This is a genomic window from Methylosinus sp. PW1 (genome assembly GCF_000745215.1).
In the GTDB taxonomy this organism is placed as follows: domain Bacteria; phylum Pseudomonadota; class Alphaproteobacteria; order Rhizobiales; family Beijerinckiaceae; genus Methylosinus.
In genome coordinates this window covers 62,987-77,752 of record NZ_JQNK01000001.1, presented here as the reverse complement: position 1 = coordinate 77,752, position 14,766 = coordinate 62,987, and the positions used below count along the sequence as shown (strand labels likewise).

Here is a 14,766-nt window from a genome sequence, read left to right as displayed (position 1 = left end):
TGATATGGTGGCGGTGAAGATCGTTGGAGCGCCGGGCAAGATGAGCAAGGCGAAGGTGGTGAAAATCCACTGAATACAAGGAGGTGAACTGGTGGGGTGGATGCCCCCTTCGGCCGGCGTCGTATGAAGTCGGAGGGCGCCCGGATGGGAGGCGCGACGAAGGAGGTCATTATGGCGGAGGTCCATGTCTCGGCGATTGATTTGGCGAAGCGCAGCTTTCAGGTCTGCGGAATAGCTCGCGGCGGGGTGGTTCTATTCGTTCGCACAGTTTCGCGTTCGAAACTTGAGCAGCTCTTGCCTGGGCAGACGCCCCGCATCGTCGCGATGGAAGCCTGCGACACGAGCCATTATTGGGGTCGCGTAGCGCAAGGCCTCGGCCATGAGTTGCGCCTCATCCCTCCAATTTACGTGAAGCCCTTCGTCAAGCGCCAGAAGAACGATGCCGCAGATGCAGCGGCCATCGCCGAGGCGGCTCTGCGACCGAATATGCATTGCGTGGCGGTCAAGAGTGCTGAGTATCAGGCGCGGGCAGTCGCCCTACGGACGCATCAGTTTCTTCAGACAGCGAACGCAATTGATAAATTCGCTGCGCGGGCACCTGGCGGAGTTCGGGACCGTCGAGATGCACCGTCTATGCACGGTTCCCGGCGTCGGTCCCATCACGACGGGCGCGGTCCTCGCTTCGCGCTCGATCTGCGCGCTTTTTTCAGCGGCAGGAATTTCGCCGCCTGGCTCGGCCTCGTGCCGCGCCAGCATTCGGCCGGCGGAAAAACGCGGTTGGGCTCAGTCAGCAAAATGCTGCAACATAACATTCGAAAGCTGCTGATTGTCGGCACCATGAGCCGGATCCGCTGGATTGTCCGCAAGGGCGTGCTGCCCGACCATTGGCTGGGCCGCATTCTCGGGGCGCGAGCCGCGCATGGTGGCGGTCGTCGCATTGGCTAACAAGATCTTATGACCTTTTTTCAAGCGGAATCTGCGTGCGCGATCCACCCCGCACTCCTATGAGGCGAGGGTGAACATATTCGGCGAGGCAGAGGTCAGGACGCCGGCGTGATTTCGACGGTTGAGCCGTTTCTCATTCGCGGGTTGGATACCGCATACGGAGCTTTCGTCGTAGGGGGGCCTCGGTCCGACCCGCGGAGATCGGTCGTGCCGCTCCTAAACTTGACGGAGGATCCCTTGACCGGCGCCGACGCCCTGGCCGCTGCCTCGATGTCCTTGTGTACGCGTTACGCGCCGATGGTCTTCGGTTCGACTTGTCGCGCGATCGCCCACATGAAGCCGACGAGCTCGCGCGCGATGGCGGTGATCACGATCGGCGCCTTCTTGCCGCGCGCCAGCATGCGACGGTATCGCCCGCACAAGCGGACCTGCGCCTTCCATGCGATCTCACGGTGTCAGGAGCCATTTTGGCGTGAGAATACGTTTTAAGGGAAATCAACGAGTTAACTAAAGCCATGATGCTTGAGAATATCCATTTAATTCGATAATATCGCTTGCCGAAGCCAGCTAATTTGAGAATTTGCTGTTCCAACATTTCTATAGAATTGCGAACGGCGACGCACGACACGGCCCAGTTTTCCGGCCAAAGCGACGTGGGAAGCCGTCAAACGTGAGAATATTATTGGTCAATATTATCACGTTCGATGGCTTTTTGGATTCGGATTCGGATATTCTCAAGCCAAGATGGCTCCTGACACCCGGGATCCGTTTTCTGCAGCGCCGCCGACGCCGATCGCGCCGGCGATTGTCAATCGGCATCGAAAATTGACCCCCGATCGGCGTTCAAAATTGACCCCCTTTTGGCGTAGGGCGGAACGCGAGCGCTCGCCCCGGCGGAGCTGGCGGGGTTGCGCAGCCGGGGCGAGTGCGTTTCGGTTCGCGATGTGATCGGGAAGCGTCAGGCGCGGTTCTTGAAGCGCCAGCTTTCGTTGCCGGTCTCGACGATGTCGCAATGGTGGGTGAGGCGATCGAGCAGCGCGCTGGTCATTTTCGCGTCGCCGAACACGCTCGGCCATTCGCCGAATGCGAGATTGGTAGTGATGATGATAGAGGTGCGTTCGTAGAGCCGGCTGATCAGATGGAAGAGCAATTGTCCGCCAGATTGCGCGAAGGGCAAGTAGCCGAGCTCGTCGAGTATGATGAAGTCCATTCTCGTGAGATATTCCGCGAAGCGTCCCTGACGACCTCCTCGCGCTTCGGTCTCGAGCCTGGTGACGAGTTCGACGGTGTTGAAGAAGCGGCCGCGTTTTCCAGCGCGAATGCAATTTCTTGCAATCGCTATCGAAAGATGGCTCTTCCCCGTACCGGTTCCACCGACGAAAACACAATTACGTTGTTGGTCGAGGAAGCCGCCGTTCGAGAGATCGCGCACCAACCCTTCATTGATCGGCGTACCGTTGAACTGGAAGCCGTCGAAGTCCTTCGCCAGCGGCAATTTGGCGATCGTCATCTGATATTTGATGGAGCGCGCGTGCTTTTCGGCGATTTCCGCCTCGAGAAGATCGCCGACGATGCGTGGCGGCTCATGCTGCCTCTTTATGCCACTCGACATCACCTCGTCATAGGCGTTCCTCATGCCGAAGAGCTTGAGCTCTCCCATGAGATCGAAGAGCTTGGTGCGTTCCATCAGCCTGTTCTCCTCAATTGATCATAGCGGGCGCAGTCGGCGAGCGGCATGTGCAGCAGCATCAACGACTCGGGCGTCGGGATCGTCGGCGGGGGCGGCGGCTCGCGCCGGCGGGCGAGAATGTTGAGAATGACGTCGGCGGAATGGACGCCTTGGCCGAGCGCCTCCGCGCAGGCGGCTTCCACCGCGGTCAATCCGTCCTCGACGACGGCGGCCAGAACCTTGACCATCTGTCGATCGCCATCATTGCTGCCGGCGAGCTTGCGCCGCACGCGCTCGATCGCTCCCGGCAACACCCAGTCCTTGAACGGCGCGCCGTTCCGTAGCGCGCCGGGCTTGCGCGCGAGAACTGGCACATAATGCCAGGGATCGAAGATCGTCGCGCCGCGCCCGAAGGCCCGAGCATGTTCGGCGACCACCCGCCCTTTTTGGCGGAAGACGATGCGGTCGGCGTAGGCGTGGATCTCGACCGGGGCGCCGACGGCGCTCGCATTGACCGAGTATTTATTGTTGTCGAAGCGCACGAGGCAAGTCTTCGACACCGACGCGGTCAGCTCGTGGAATCCGTCGAACCGCCCGCGCAGCGGAACGAGCTTCGGGCGCTCTTCTTCGAATGCCTCCCAGACCGTCTTGTCCGCGATTTCCGGATGCGGATGAGCCTTGGCGTAGGTGACGCATTTATCGAGAAGCCAGGCGTTCATATCGTCGTAGGTCTTGAACCGCAGGCGCGGCGTGAAGAACCGCTCCCGCGCCAGGCCGACTTGATTTTCGACCTGGCCTTTCTCCCAGCCGGACGCTGGCGTGCAGGCGACCGGCTCGACGAGATGATGGCTGCACATTTGCGCGAAGCGACGATTGAACTTGCGCTCCTTGCCGACGAAGATCGTCTCCACCGCCGTCTTCATATTGTCGTAGATGCCGCGCGTGCAGGCGCCCCTGAAGAAGGTAAAGGCGCGATCATGCGCGTCGAAAACCATCTCCTGCGTCTCACGCGGATAGGCGCGAACGAAAGGCATGCGGCTGTGGCACAGACGCATGTGCGCCACCTTCACGGTCGTCGTCACGCCGTCGAGCACAACGATCTCGTGGCTCCAGTCGAACTGGTAGGCTTCGCCCGGCTCGAAGCTCAACGGCACATAGGCGGCCGCCGTCGCCGCGCCTTGCTCGCTGCGCCATTTGCGCGAGTAGCGACGCACAGCGTCATAGCCGCCCGCGTAGCCCAGGCCGCTCAGATCTTCGAAAATACGGATCAGGGTTAGCCGCTCGCGCGGCGCCTTCTTCTCGTTCTCCGCGAGAACCTCATCGAGCTTGTCCGACCAAGGCCCGAGCTTGGGAAACGGCTGATTGTCGCGCTCGTAAGCGAAGGACGTTGCCTCCGACCGCAGCGCCTTGCGGACCGTGTTCCGTGAAATGCCCAGATCGCGAGCGATCTCCTTGATCGTCTTGCCCTTGACGAAATGTTCGCGACGGATTCGTCCGATCGTCTCCACAATCAACATCCCCCACCACCCGCCGTTTCAACCAAAACGGGCGGACTGTCCGGACTTCACCAGAGGGGGTCAATTTTCAACGCCGATTCCCCTCGTATGGGGGTCAAACTTGCACGCCGAATAACATCGTCGCTCCGCGACAATCATCTCGTCACCGCGACCGAAAAATCTCATCCAGATTGTCGCGCTCTTCTCATCCAGATTGCCGCGCCATAGCGGAGTAACGTCTGCGGAGCAAAGGGGCCCTGCTGTTTGTGAAGTCTCTGACCATAAGGAAGGCAAGGACGAGATGACAAAGACGTCCATCGATTTGCATGACCTGCGGCGGAGAATATACGTCAAGGCGAAGGCTGAGACGTCCTGGAAGTTTTGGGGACTGTATGTCCATATCTGCAAACTGGAAACATTACGCGAGGCGTATGAACTGGCCAAAGAGAACGATGGCGCTCCGGGAAGTGACGGTGTGACCTTCGCGGCCATCGAATCGCAAGGCGTGGATGCTTTCCTCGCGCAGATAGCGGACGAACTGGTCGAACGCTCCTACGTGCCATTACCGTCTCGAAGACAGGAAATCCCGAAGGATGGCGGCAAGGTCCGCGTTCTCTCGATTCCCTCGATCCGTGACCGGGTGGTGCAGGGTGCGCTCAAACTCATATTGGAACCTATCTTCGAGGCGGATTTCCAGCCGGGGTCGTTCGGATACCGTCCCCGTCGGACAGCTCACGAAGCGGTGGACCGTGTGGCACGAGCCATCGTTCAGCAGAAAACACGCGTGATAGATGTCGACCTGCGCAGTTACTTCGACAATGTCCGACATGATCGGTTGTTGGCGAAAGTGGCCCAGCGCGTGGATGATGTCGACGTGATGCACCTGCTGAAGGTCATGCTCAAAGCCAACGGAAAACGAGGCGTTCCGCAAGGCGGGGTCGTTTCGCCGCTGCTCAGCAACATCTACCTCACCGAGGTTGATAAGATGCTGGAGCGCGCGAAAGAGGTCACGCGTTACGGCAAGTACACCTATGTCGAATACGCGAGATTCGCGGATGACTTGGTGATCTTGATCGACGCTCACCCGCGACATGACTGGCTGATGGCAGCGGTGGAGAAGCGGTTGCGGCAAGAGCTCGCCAAACTACAGGTCGAAGTCAACGAAGAGAAGAGTCGAATCGTGGACCTATGTCGAGGCGAAAGTTTCGGCTTCCTGGGGTTCGATTTCCGCCGCATGCGCAGTCTGCGAGGTGTATGGCGTGCTCACTACACGCCTAAACTCAAAAAGCGGACAGCTCTGTTACGGGCGCTGAAGGCTGTGTTCCGCCGCCACCAATCGCAACCGGCTGATCGGATCGTCAAGTTGATCAACCCGGTGCTGCGCGGTTGGGTGAATTACTTCGCGGTGGGGCACGCCAGCGAGTGCTTCGGATTGGTGAAAGACTGGGTTGAAAAGAAGATTAGGCGCCACATGATGAGAGCCCGGAATCGACAGGGCTTCGGCTGGACGCGGTGGAGTAGGAGTTGGCTGTATGAGACTCTGAAGCTCTTCAATGGCTACCGAGTCGTAAGGCCTGCTTCGAAAGTCGCCCCGGCACGATAGGTCCCATAACCCTCGAGGCGAAACAAACAGGAGAGCGTAGTGCGGGAAAACCGCATGCTGCGTTCGACGTGGCGGGGGCTGGAAACGTGGTTCGGTCACGAGCTGATCGACACCGGCGCGCCAGTCCCCGACCCTACTGATGAGCGGGGAGGGGAAACGGAACATGTCTCGACGTGTCACCGCGCCCTTCCTCGACTCTACCAGTGTCTTATCCGACACGCTGATTCGTAAGGCGGCCGCCGCCGGACGAATACTGTGGTAGAGCGGGCAAACTCATGGAACTTGCTCAATGGGATGAGAGTCGAGTCGATGAGCCGGAGCATCTCGGCTCCTTCGCGCCGCGTTTTGCGGTCGAGCGTCGGGGCGAGTTGCGCGAAGGGATCGGCGAAGACGGCGACCCGCCAACGAACGCTGGCTTCCGCGAGCGTCGACCGCTCGACGCCGAGATGATAATGCCCATTGGCTACGGTGTCATAGGCTGAATTCAAGCCGGAGAAGCCATTTTGCGGCTCTCAGTGTGAAGCCAATGGGCGAGCGGATCCGTTTCGCCTTTGCGGATCTGTGGATGTTTGCAGAAATAGGTCCCCGCGTGGAAAGCTGGCCCCGGATCGCGCGCCTCCAAGGCCCCGATCTTGGCGTAATGAGCAAAAGGGGCCAGTCCACTTTGCGCGATGTCGGGATTGTTAGCGGCATACCACGACACGTCCAGCCACGCGTTAGGGTTGCGGCCCTCACTTTCTCCTTGGCGCACGAATTGTAAGAAAGGATTAACGCCAGAGCGCCGCACGTCCTCATATGTCGCGAGATAATATCGAGTGTCGAACAAGGGATGAGGAAACCGTCCCTCGGAGAAGCCGTACTCCAAATAGTGGTGAACCGGGTCCATGCCAGCTTTGGCGACGTCCCTATAGGTTTCGAGATAGAAGGCGCGGTCGAACAGAGCTTCGAATTTCTTTCGTTCGGCGCGAGAGGCGAAAGTGCCCTGCGCCTGCATAAGCCCGCGCTTACCGCTGCGTCGCGCTTCATCGCGTGCGCGATAGGCATCGAAATCGACAAGCAGTTCCGAAATTTGTGCGCGTAGCTCCTGGTTCTCTCGTTGCAGGGTCGCATTGGCCGCCACTTGGGGAGCCACGACTTCGCCGACGTGCAGCCTGCGGACGAGTCGCGCAATTGCGATCTCGCTTCGCGCGAGCTGATCCTGCAGGCTGCGATTGGTGACGGTCAAGGAATCGATCTTGTCGTAGAGCGCTGTCAAATTGTCATGAAGCCCCCCCAGGAGTCGAATGGCGTCGCCCGCCAGCGCGCCAGCGGAGCGAACCGTCCGCGTTCCCGGGCTTGAGGTGGAGACGGGTGTCTCTCTGCTTCTGAACCTTGCCAAACTCCCATCGTCCGCGCCGCTCGGCAATCCACGGTCCTTCGCTTCGATTCCATTCACCATTGCTAGTCACCTCGAACGTCCAGATAGGCTTTCCGAAAGCCGCGACCAAAGCTGTGCAGCGGCTACGGCTATGATCCGGGCAGGCGTGGCGCTGCATATTCCCGGCACAAGGCGACAAAGTCACGCGCGACCTTTTCCCAATCGTGGTATTTTAGCGTTTCCCGTGCGTTGTCGACGAGGCGTTGTACCAGCGTCTCATTGCAAGCGATCTCCCTGATCGCCTCGGGCAACTGTTCCCTGGTGACGAGGATTGAGTTCTCGTTGTGAACGATGAGATCACGGAACGCGGCGCAGTCGCTGTTGGCGATCACCGGCCGGCCTGCCATCCATGCTTCTAGAATCACAATGCCGAAGCTTTCACTCACGCTCATGGCTGTCAACGCTAGGCAGGCCTGGAGCGCACCCCTCACGACATTGCGCGGCTGAATCCCGAGATATGTAACATTGGGCGAGCGGATCGGTTCGAGATCGTCGTCGGGTCCGATCAACACGAGGCGAATGTCGGTCTCTTTCGCGAGTTCATCCACCGCGGCAATCACGTCACGATAGCCTTTGGCGCGGGACTTACGGCCGAGAGCGAGCACGAAGCGTCCGCCTTTGCCGTAGACTGCTCGGAAAGCCTCGATGTCGTCCGCCGTGAATGCCTCGCCGAGGTCGATCCCCGGAGTGTGATGTACGACTTTCCGAGCACCACGCTTTTCGTAATAGGTGCATGCTGCACGCGGGGCCACGCAGGCGACAGTTGCTGTTGTCACAACGCTCAGCGTGTCTGGGAAATGGTAGTAGTCGTCATCGAGATGAGCGTGCGGAAGCAGGATCACAGGCACGTCGGCGCGATTGGCGGCCTCGACCGCGGCAACGGGCGGCCGGAAGACATTGTTGTGGGTGAGCACGAGATCATACCGCCTGACATTCTCCTCAAGAAACCGCTCCAGCGAGCTGGAGTGGGGCCCACGAACGTCGGAGAGCCGCACGCCCGCGACGGCGCGTGAAGCTTCCGCCGCGTCTCCTAGCAACTCGAAGGCCTGCTCCGCCGGCAGCTGAGCGACCGACAGCACGGTATTCGACGCGAGATCGAGCGGCGCGCCATCGATCGTCACCTGCTCCACCGCGAGGCCCAGGGGCCGTTGATCTGGCAATGGCTCATCGCGCGTCACGGAAAGCGTCAGCGGCCCCGGCCCCGCTTCGAAAGTGCAGTCTATGTCACCGGACAACTTGTCGTGGAAAAGGATGCGATTGTCTTGATCCTGAACGAGCAGGACGATCCGTTCGGCACTGCGCGCCTTGACGCGCACGCGGGCCTGACGCGAAAGATGCAATCCCGCGGATCGAAAGGCCCAGCGTACGGGCCCGTCCTTCCATTGCTCAAGGGGTCCCCACCCCCAAGCGAGGCCACTCGTGGCAATAGAGCCGCGCAGCATGCCGTAGAGCGCCTTCTCGAAGCCGAGCTGAGCGCTCCAGACCGCCGTGCCAAGTTCGAAGTCGGCCGCCTCGTCGACCTGATCGAGATCGAAGCGCGCGAAGCGAATGTTCTTCGCGCCTATTGGTGCGCCGATGGCTTCGTCGAAATCATATCGACCGACGAAGCGCTGCTCGTCCCGAATGCGCGTGACCTTGGTCGCGACGACGTCGATGTAGAATTCACCACTTTCGCCGAGCTTTTGAAGCAGATGCCACAGATGCAATTCGGCACCGCCAAGAAGCGGCCAGGAGTAGCGATAGGTGACGAACAGCAGGCGCTTCTTCGGCTTCTCGACGTCGGCGAGCAGCTCGACGAAGCGCCTCGCATAAGCATGCATCGCGTAATTGGAATCGAACATCGCCTTGCGCTCGGCGCGGCGGGATGCGTTGAAAAGGGTCTCGTCTTCGAACGACTCTTTCAACACCGCGGCGAAGTCGTCGAGCTTCACGACGCGCATATGCTTCGCGTCGGAGCGCCGATAACCGCGGAGGCCGAATTCCGTGGTCATAACGAAGAGGCCATTGGCTAGATAGTCTGCAAGCTTTACATTGGAGCCGGATCCGGACGTCATCGGGTTGAGCGCGATGCGGCACCTCTGCATCACCGCCGATTTAAGCTTATCTTCGAGTACGCCCCAGACCACGACGTTCTTGGGATTGGGTCCGGGGAAGGAACCGCCGACCGAGCCGACGAGATGAAACTCCACGTCTGGACAAGTAGCCGCAAGTTTCTCGACGATGAAGCGCGCGGCATCGATATTGGGCATATGGGCGGAGCCGAGGAAGAGCGCTGAGCGGTGGCCGATCTGCTTATTCGCGACGGTCAAATCTTCTTGCCTCGGCTCGGCAGGTGCCATCGCGCCGTTGCGCACGACTATTACCGGCGCGCCACGGGATCGCCCGCGCAGATATCCCTCGGCGTCTTCGTCCGAGACCGCCACTACCGCAACCGAATTTTCGATGGCGACACCTTCCGCTTCGATCAGATCGGCCATGAGTTCGTCTCGATCTGGATGCCAGCAGAGCGCGTCAGTCTTGAGAGCGATCTCGTCGTTGTGGCCCGAATAGACAAAACGATCGCAAAAAAGATCGGGCAGGCCGACCATGTAGGGATGCTCGATGACGACGACGCGCGCCTTGCCGCGTAGCGTCTGATAAAGCGCCACGAGGTGCGAATTTTCCGGTACCTGCTTGATCGCCACTATGTCGCGCGACGAAATATGGAATTTTGAGTCGAGCGCCTGCTCGCGGTCGACATGCGCTGCCGTCTTCGGCGCGCGCACGACGGCGATGGCGTCGCTTAGGCGCTCGACGCTGATCTCTCTGCCCTCGGAGAAACTCACGAAAACGACTGGACTCCAATCGGCTACGGCTTCGTAGATGCCTCGAATGCGCGTCGCGCCGCCGCCAATCGAGCGGAAAGGGTCGTAGTCATTGAGCGCTAGCACATAGGGGCCGGCGAGCGGGCCTGCCTTCCTGCCGGCCAACCCGCCGAGGCGCTGGCGCAGCTCCTGCGCCAGCAGGCGCCAATTGTATTTGGTGGAAACGAGCTCGTGCGCCTTGTTGGCGATATTGGCGAGGTCGGTGCGGCGGCCCGACCACTGACGTAGAACCTGGGCAAAACTCTCGACTTCCGCACCAACATAATGCACGCCCTCAGAGGCATCTATCCCACGCATGCCGAATGCGGTCGAGAACAGCGGCAACCGGTTTTCAAAGAAATCGAAAACCTTGAGGCTTGAGCCGCTGCCCGTTGTCATAGGATTGATCGCGCAATCGACCAGAGTGATCACTTCCGCCTTGGCGACATTGTCGATCCGCCCGTAGCGCTTAACGTTTGGCAGGTATTTGCCCGGAGGCAGGCAATCGCCGATGATGTGAAACGTGAATTCCGATGCTTCCGGCGCGATGGTTTCTACGATGGCGGACGCCGCGAGCATATTGGGGCGATGGCCACTTCCAATGAATACGAGGTCGCGGATGGGCCCGAAGCTCGCTGGGCGGGCAGGAATCGCTTGTGACGACGTTCCGTTGGGGAGGAACATGGTCTCGTTCAGAGACGTCATTTCTTCGAAGCTTCGCAAGTCAGTTTCGCTGCAATAAATGACGAGATCTGCACCTTTCAACAGACGAAGTTCCAGATCGTAGACGAGATTATGGATTGGCGTGGACTTGTCGCCGGGGTGGAGTTGCTTGTAGAGAAGCGATTCACAATTGTAAGAATTGTAAACCCGTGGCTTCGTGTCGATGTTGAAGAAAAGATCGTAGTCGAGAGTGAAAGGCGAATCGTGGATAATAACGTCGGAGTCGCTATATTCTTGTAAATAGGCGGCATGAAACATCGACGGTAGACGGCCAGCCGCCCCAACGCTAGGACCTGACAAATCGCCGTCACCCGCCGTCAGGCTCAATAGATCCCATTGCTCAGCGAACTGATGATCCTTGGGAATGCGCCGTTCGATAAAAGTATCAGTATGATAAACGATCTCTTCTTTGCCGCCGAGATGAGACGAGCTGATAAGGACTACTTGATAGAAGCTGCTCAATTCTCGATAAAGATGATAGAGTCGGAGTTCGCCTCCGCTCTGAGGGGGGTTGAATGCAGGAAAGAAGCTAAGTACGAGCAGCTTTTTCATTTGAACCTCGTTGGAGCCTCCCCAATCTCATTGTGCATTAAGATCGGCGGCTTCGTGACGGCGCAAGACAAGTAGCTCATCTAAGCGAATCTGTTAACCCCCTCATCCATCCCCTCATTTTTATCCTACGGCGAGCACGGCGGCCGTCGCTGAGTTTTGCATGATGAAGGCCTGGAAGCGTTCCAAGGGCGCGATCAATTTCGGCTCCGGCATGTTCGGAATACTTGAGGGTTCAAATAGGTTCCGCGTCACGAATCATGCAGCCACTCGACCGCGGAACCTATTTGAAGCCGGATTGAACGAAGCCGCGGTGACGTTGGCCACGATCTATGGGCGCTCGATGCGCCGGGCCGGATTTGGACGGCGCCATCGGAGGTTTGAGGCGCCGCGAGGATCGAGCAACGAGCTGCTGAAAGGGGAACGGCAGTCGATAACGCCGGAGTTACGCGCGATTTGCGGTGACGCGAGCGCTCGCGATCTCTGGATGGCGGCATCGAAACGCGCGCCGCGGCGATCGCTCCCGTTCGGCGCGGGAATGCGTCCGTCGAAGTTCGCGGATACGGACGAGCGGTGATCCATCGGACTCATGAGGTGTCGTATCTTTGCGTCGAGTGGCGCGGCTTCGAAGGACGGGGCAGAGGGCCGAGATCGACCATGCGGCCGCCGCAGCAGGGGCAGATGTCGATGCGCTTGCCGGTGAGCGTGGCGTAGCGCTCGCGATAATCGGCGGGCTCGGCGCCCAGCGGCGGCTCGGCCATATCGAGAGCGGCACGGATATGGGCGAGCTTCTGGGCGCGGCGGGCGTTGGCGAAAAAGCCGAAATGACGGGACTGTCAGGAATCTTGTGTGCGGGGCCATAGTAGAACCGCAGGAGGCGGGCTATGGCGATCAAGAAGGACACACTGGACCAATTGCTGTCGGGACGCGATCCGAAGGAGGTTTTTTCCAAGGACGGCCTGTTCGACGAGCTGAAGAAGGCGCTGGCGGAACGGGTTCTGAACGCCGAAATGGACGACCATCTCGAGAGCGAAGCGGCGGCGGGTAAGGCGAACCATCGCAACGGCTATTCGAAGAAGACCGTGCTGACCGAGACGTCGAAGATCGACATCAGAGTTCCGCGGGACCGGGAGGGGAGCTTCGATCCCAAGCTGATCGCGCGCTATCAGCGCCGCTTTCCCGGCTTCGACGAGAAAATCGTGTCGATGTATGCGCGCGGCATGACGGTGCGCGAGATCCAGGGCCATTTGCTCGAGCTCTACGGCCTGGAGGTCTCGCCCGATCTGATCTCGACGGTCACCGACGCCGTGCTGGAGACCGTCGCCGAATGGCAGAACCGGCCGCTCGAGGCGATGTATCCCTTGGTTTTCTTCGACGCCCTGCGCGTAAAAATCCGCGATGAGGGCCTGGTTCGCAACAAGGCCGTCTATGTCGCGCTCGGCGTCACGCCGGACGGAACCAAGGATATTCTGGGCCTTTGGATCGAGACCTCGGAGGGCGCCAAATTCTGGCTTCGGGTGATGAACGAGCTGAAGAACCGCGGCGTCGGCGACATACTGATCGCCGTTGTCGACGGCCTGAAGGGCTTTCCGGAGGCGATCAATGCGGTGTTTCCGCAGACGACCGTGCAGACCTGCATCGTGCATCTCATTCGAAACTCGATGGAATTCGCTTCATACAAGGACCGCAAGGCGATCGCCGGCGCGCTGAAGACGATCTATCGCGCCCCGACCGCCGAGGCGGCTCGCGAAGCTCTGGAGGCCTTCGACGGCGGCCATTGGGGCAAGAAATATCCGTCGATCGCGCAGGGCTGGCGGCGCAATTGGGAGCAGGTCATCCCGTTTTTCGCCTTTCCGATCGCGGTGCGACGGATCATATACACGACGAACGCCATAGAATCCTTGAACGCGAAGCTGCGGCGCGCCGTGCGAACGAGAGGGCATTTTCCGACCGATGACGCGGCGATGAAGCTCCTCTATCTCGTCTTGCGCCAAGTCGCGGGAGAGTGGAAAATGGCGCCTCGCGAATGGTGCGAGGCGAAAAATCAATTCGCCATCATGTTCGATGATCGCTTCGTCGCGGCGTGATGGGAACCCGGCCCCGCACACAAGATTCCTGACAGTCCCGAAATGACGAATGCGCCGAAAGCCCTTGGGCAAGACGTGCACGAGGAAGCGGCGCATGCCCCGACGACGCGATCGCGACGAACGTCGCCGCAGCCTTCGCCCTCTCCGTGCCCGACTTCTCCGGGATCCGCGACGCCCACGACACGCTGCTCCGCAAGACCTGGACCGCCTTCGACGAAGCGCTCAACGAGACCGCCACCAAGATGCACTTTCAGCGCATCGTCGGGACCTACGTCGCTTCCGCCCAGGGAGCCGGACGCTTCTACTCCGAAAAGCTGACCGAGGCCCGCACCCTCACCGCCAAGCTCGCCAACGAAGCCCGCGACGAGGATCGCGACGCCCCCGCCGGCTTCGAGTCCAAGGCCCAGCGCGCTCGCCAGTTCGCCGCTGATCTCGCCATCCAGGCCTACGCCCTTCTCGCCGCCGCCGAGGGAGCCGTCGAGGCCTATCTCCAAATCACCGGCGAAGATTGGAAGCCCTACGTCGCCCCCAGCGAGACCGAAAGCGTCGAACGCAAGTCCGCCGCCGCCGAATTGGGAGCCTTCGGCTGAGCCCGAGCGGCGGGGATCGAAAGATCCCCGCCTCCCGCTCTCTCGATCTCGATGGAGAACGACATGTTCGACTTCAGCAAGCTCCGCCGTCCGAACGCAGCCGAGCAGCGCGAGCAGGAACAGCGTCGCCGCGCCGACGCCATCACCGACGACCACACCCGTCGCCTCCTGCGATCCCGCGACGCTCTCCGCGTCAACCTCACCGATCACCCGGACGCCCGCTTCACCGTCGCCGGCGACCGCGCCATCCATTTCTACGGCGACCAGCCGAATGGCCGCGAGGTCCGCGCCGTCTGGTACGCCCCCGATCACATGAGCCGCGACGAATTCGACACGATCGTCGCCGGATATGCGATCGGCGCAACGCTCGACCTGCGCGGCTATTGGAAGCCGTTCAATGGCAATTCGGGAACGAGCTTCACCTTCGTCGCCCAGTTCGTGGAAGCCGCCGACCGCGCCGAGCCCGTGGAGCGCAAATCTCCCCAGGCCGAAATCGACGCCTTCGGCGCTTGATGCACGGCGAGCGGGAGCCGCGAGGCTTCCGCGACACCGTTTCCCTATATTGATTGATCCGCCCTGACGAGGAGAGCGACCCATGCCGGTCCCCGCCGAATCCGCAAAAGCCTATGTCGCCCGCGTCATGGCTTCATACAGAAATTGCCTCCGCGTCGAAATCGACGACGTCGTCGCCTCGGTCGAAGACGGATCGGCGATGAAAGTCACCGGCCGCGCCTTCTATAGCGACGGGTCGGAGACCGCATTCGAATGGGACGTCTGGCGCCTCGAGGACGGCGAACTCTATGGCGAATGGTAGCTCGCCGCTCGCCTCGCCACCACGAAAGTA

11 protein-coding genes and 3 pseudogenes are annotated in these 14,766 nt (G+C 60.3%); 7 read left to right on the top strand and 7 right to left on the bottom strand.

What is annotated here, in order from left to right; all coding sequences use genetic code 11:
- Positions 1-171 precede the first annotated feature (171 nt).
- On the top strand, positions 172-945 hold the full coding sequence (locus K369_RS28070) for a transposase (protein ID WP_371033275.1): 774 nt from the start codon (positions 172-174) through the stop codon (positions 943-945).
- 287 nt (positions 946-1,232) lie between these two features.
- Here K369_RS28070 and K369_RS25915 read toward each other — a convergent pair.
- The 3 genes and pseudogenes from K369_RS25915 to istA all read right to left on the bottom strand — a co-directional run.
- Positions 1,233-1,397, bottom strand: a pseudogene (locus K369_RS25915) (IS110 family transposase); the annotation flags it as partial.
- Positions 1,398-1,903: 506 nt separating this feature from the next.
- A complete protein-coding gene (gene istB / locus K369_RS00385) occupies positions 1,904-2,632 on the bottom strand; it encodes an IS21-like element helper ATPase IstB (RefSeq protein WP_024882319.1) in 729 nt (242 codons plus the stop codon).
- Positions 2,565-4,131: pseudogene (istA, locus tag K369_RS00380) on the bottom strand (IS21 family transposase). The gene istB and the pseudogene istA overlap by 68 nt, the downstream one beginning before the upstream one ends.
- A gap of 280 nt (positions 4,132-4,411) precedes the next feature.
- On the opposite strand from istA, the gene ltrA reads away from it, so the two are divergent.
- Positions 4,412-5,713 (top strand): group II intron reverse transcriptase/maturase, encoded by a 1,302-nt coding sequence (gene ltrA / locus K369_RS00375; RefSeq protein WP_036286206.1) that lies wholly within the window; start codon positions 4,412-4,414, stop codon positions 5,711-5,713.
- Positions 5,714-5,973: 260 nt separating this feature from the next.
- On the opposite strand, the pseudogene K369_RS27425 reads toward ltrA, so the two are convergent.
- The 3 genes and pseudogenes from K369_RS27425 to K369_RS00360 all read right to left on the bottom strand — a co-directional run.
- A pseudogene (locus tag K369_RS27425) lies at positions 5,974-6,138 on the bottom strand (IS4 family transposase); the annotation flags it as partial.
- Positions 6,139-6,197: 59 nt separating this feature from the next.
- Positions 6,198-7,151 carry a hypothetical protein gene (locus K369_RS00365; RefSeq protein WP_156967618.1) on the bottom strand — a complete coding sequence of 318 codons (954 nt, stop codon included), beginning with the start codon at positions 7,149-7,151 and terminating at the stop codon, positions 6,198-6,200.
- Positions 7,152-7,219: 68 nt separating this feature from the next.
- Positions 7,220-11,248, bottom strand: coding sequence for a glycosyltransferase (locus K369_RS00360; RefSeq protein ID WP_036286199.1), 4,029 nt, complete (start codon positions 11,246-11,248; stop codon positions 7,220-7,222).
- A gap of 160 nt (positions 11,249-11,408) precedes the next feature.
- On the opposite strand from K369_RS00360, the gene K369_RS24315 reads away from it, so the two are divergent.
- Positions 11,409-11,822: a hypothetical protein gene (locus tag K369_RS24315; RefSeq protein WP_156967617.1), complete on the top strand. Its 414-nt coding sequence runs from the start codon at positions 11,409-11,411 to the stop codon at positions 11,820-11,822.
- A gap of 10 nt (positions 11,823-11,832) precedes the next feature.
- Here the strand turns inward: K369_RS24315 and K369_RS25910 are convergent, their stop codons facing one another.
- Positions 11,833-12,006: a hypothetical protein gene (locus K369_RS25910; protein ID WP_198032979.1), complete on the bottom strand. Its 174-nt coding sequence runs from the start codon at positions 12,004-12,006 to the stop codon at positions 11,833-11,835.
- Positions 12,007-12,129: 123 nt separating this feature from the next.
- Here K369_RS25910 and K369_RS00350 point away from each other — a divergent pair, with 123 nt between their 5' ends.
- The 4 genes from K369_RS00350 (at position 12,130) to K369_RS00335 (ending at position 14,736) form a co-directional block, all read left to right on the top strand.
- Positions 12,130-13,332, top strand: a complete 1,203-nt coding sequence (locus K369_RS00350; protein ID WP_036286195.1) for an IS256 family transposase — start codon at positions 12,130-12,132, stop codon at positions 13,330-13,332.
- Between the two features lie 146 nt (positions 13,333-13,478).
- Positions 13,479-13,922, top strand: a complete 444-nt coding sequence (locus K369_RS00345; protein ID WP_245278034.1) for a hypothetical protein — start codon at positions 13,479-13,481, stop codon at positions 13,920-13,922.
- Positions 13,923-13,985: 63 nt separating this feature from the next.
- Entirely contained in the window at positions 13,986-14,435 is a 450-nt protein-coding gene (locus K369_RS00340) for a hypothetical protein (RefSeq protein ID WP_156967616.1), read from the top strand.
- An 82-nt stretch (positions 14,436-14,517) separates the two neighbouring features.
- Positions 14,518-14,736, top strand: coding sequence for a hypothetical protein (locus K369_RS00335; protein WP_036286179.1), 219 nt, complete (start codon positions 14,518-14,520; stop codon positions 14,734-14,736).
- The last annotated feature ends 30 nt before the right edge of the window (positions 14,737-14,766 follow it).

Coding starts and splice junctions, on each gene's coding strand:
- istB (WP_024882319.1), bottom strand. CDS start 2,632: ATGGAACGCACCAAGCTCTTCGATCTCATGGGAGAGCTCAAGCTCTTC.
- ltrA (WP_036286206.1), top strand. CDS start 4,412: ATGACAAAGACGTCCATCGATTTGCATGACCTGCGGCGGAGAATATAC.
- K369_RS24315 (WP_156967617.1), top strand. CDS start 11,409: ATGATGAAGGCCTGGAAGCGTTCCAAGGGCGCGATCAATTTCGGCTCC.
- K369_RS25910 (WP_198032979.1), bottom strand. CDS start 12,006: ATGGCCGAGCCGCCGCTGGGCGCCGAGCCCGCCGATTATCGCGAGCGC.
- K369_RS00365 (WP_156967618.1), bottom strand. CDS start 7,151: ATGGTGAATGGAATCGAAGCGAAGGACCGTGGATTGCCGAGCGGCGCG.
- K369_RS28070 (WP_371033275.1), top strand. CDS start 172: ATGGCGGAGGTCCATGTCTCGGCGATTGATTTGGCGAAGCGCAGCTTT.
- K369_RS00360 (WP_036286199.1), bottom strand. CDS start 11,248: ATGAAAAAGCTGCTCGTACTTAGCTTCTTTCCTGCATTCAACCCCCCT.
- K369_RS00335 (WP_036286179.1), top strand. CDS start 14,518: ATGCCGGTCCCCGCCGAATCCGCAAAAGCCTATGTCGCCCGCGTCATG.
- K369_RS00340 (WP_156967616.1), top strand. CDS start 13,986: ATGTTCGACTTCAGCAAGCTCCGCCGTCCGAACGCAGCCGAGCAGCGC.
- K369_RS00350 (WP_036286195.1), top strand. CDS start 12,130: ATGGCGATCAAGAAGGACACACTGGACCAATTGCTGTCGGGACGCGAT.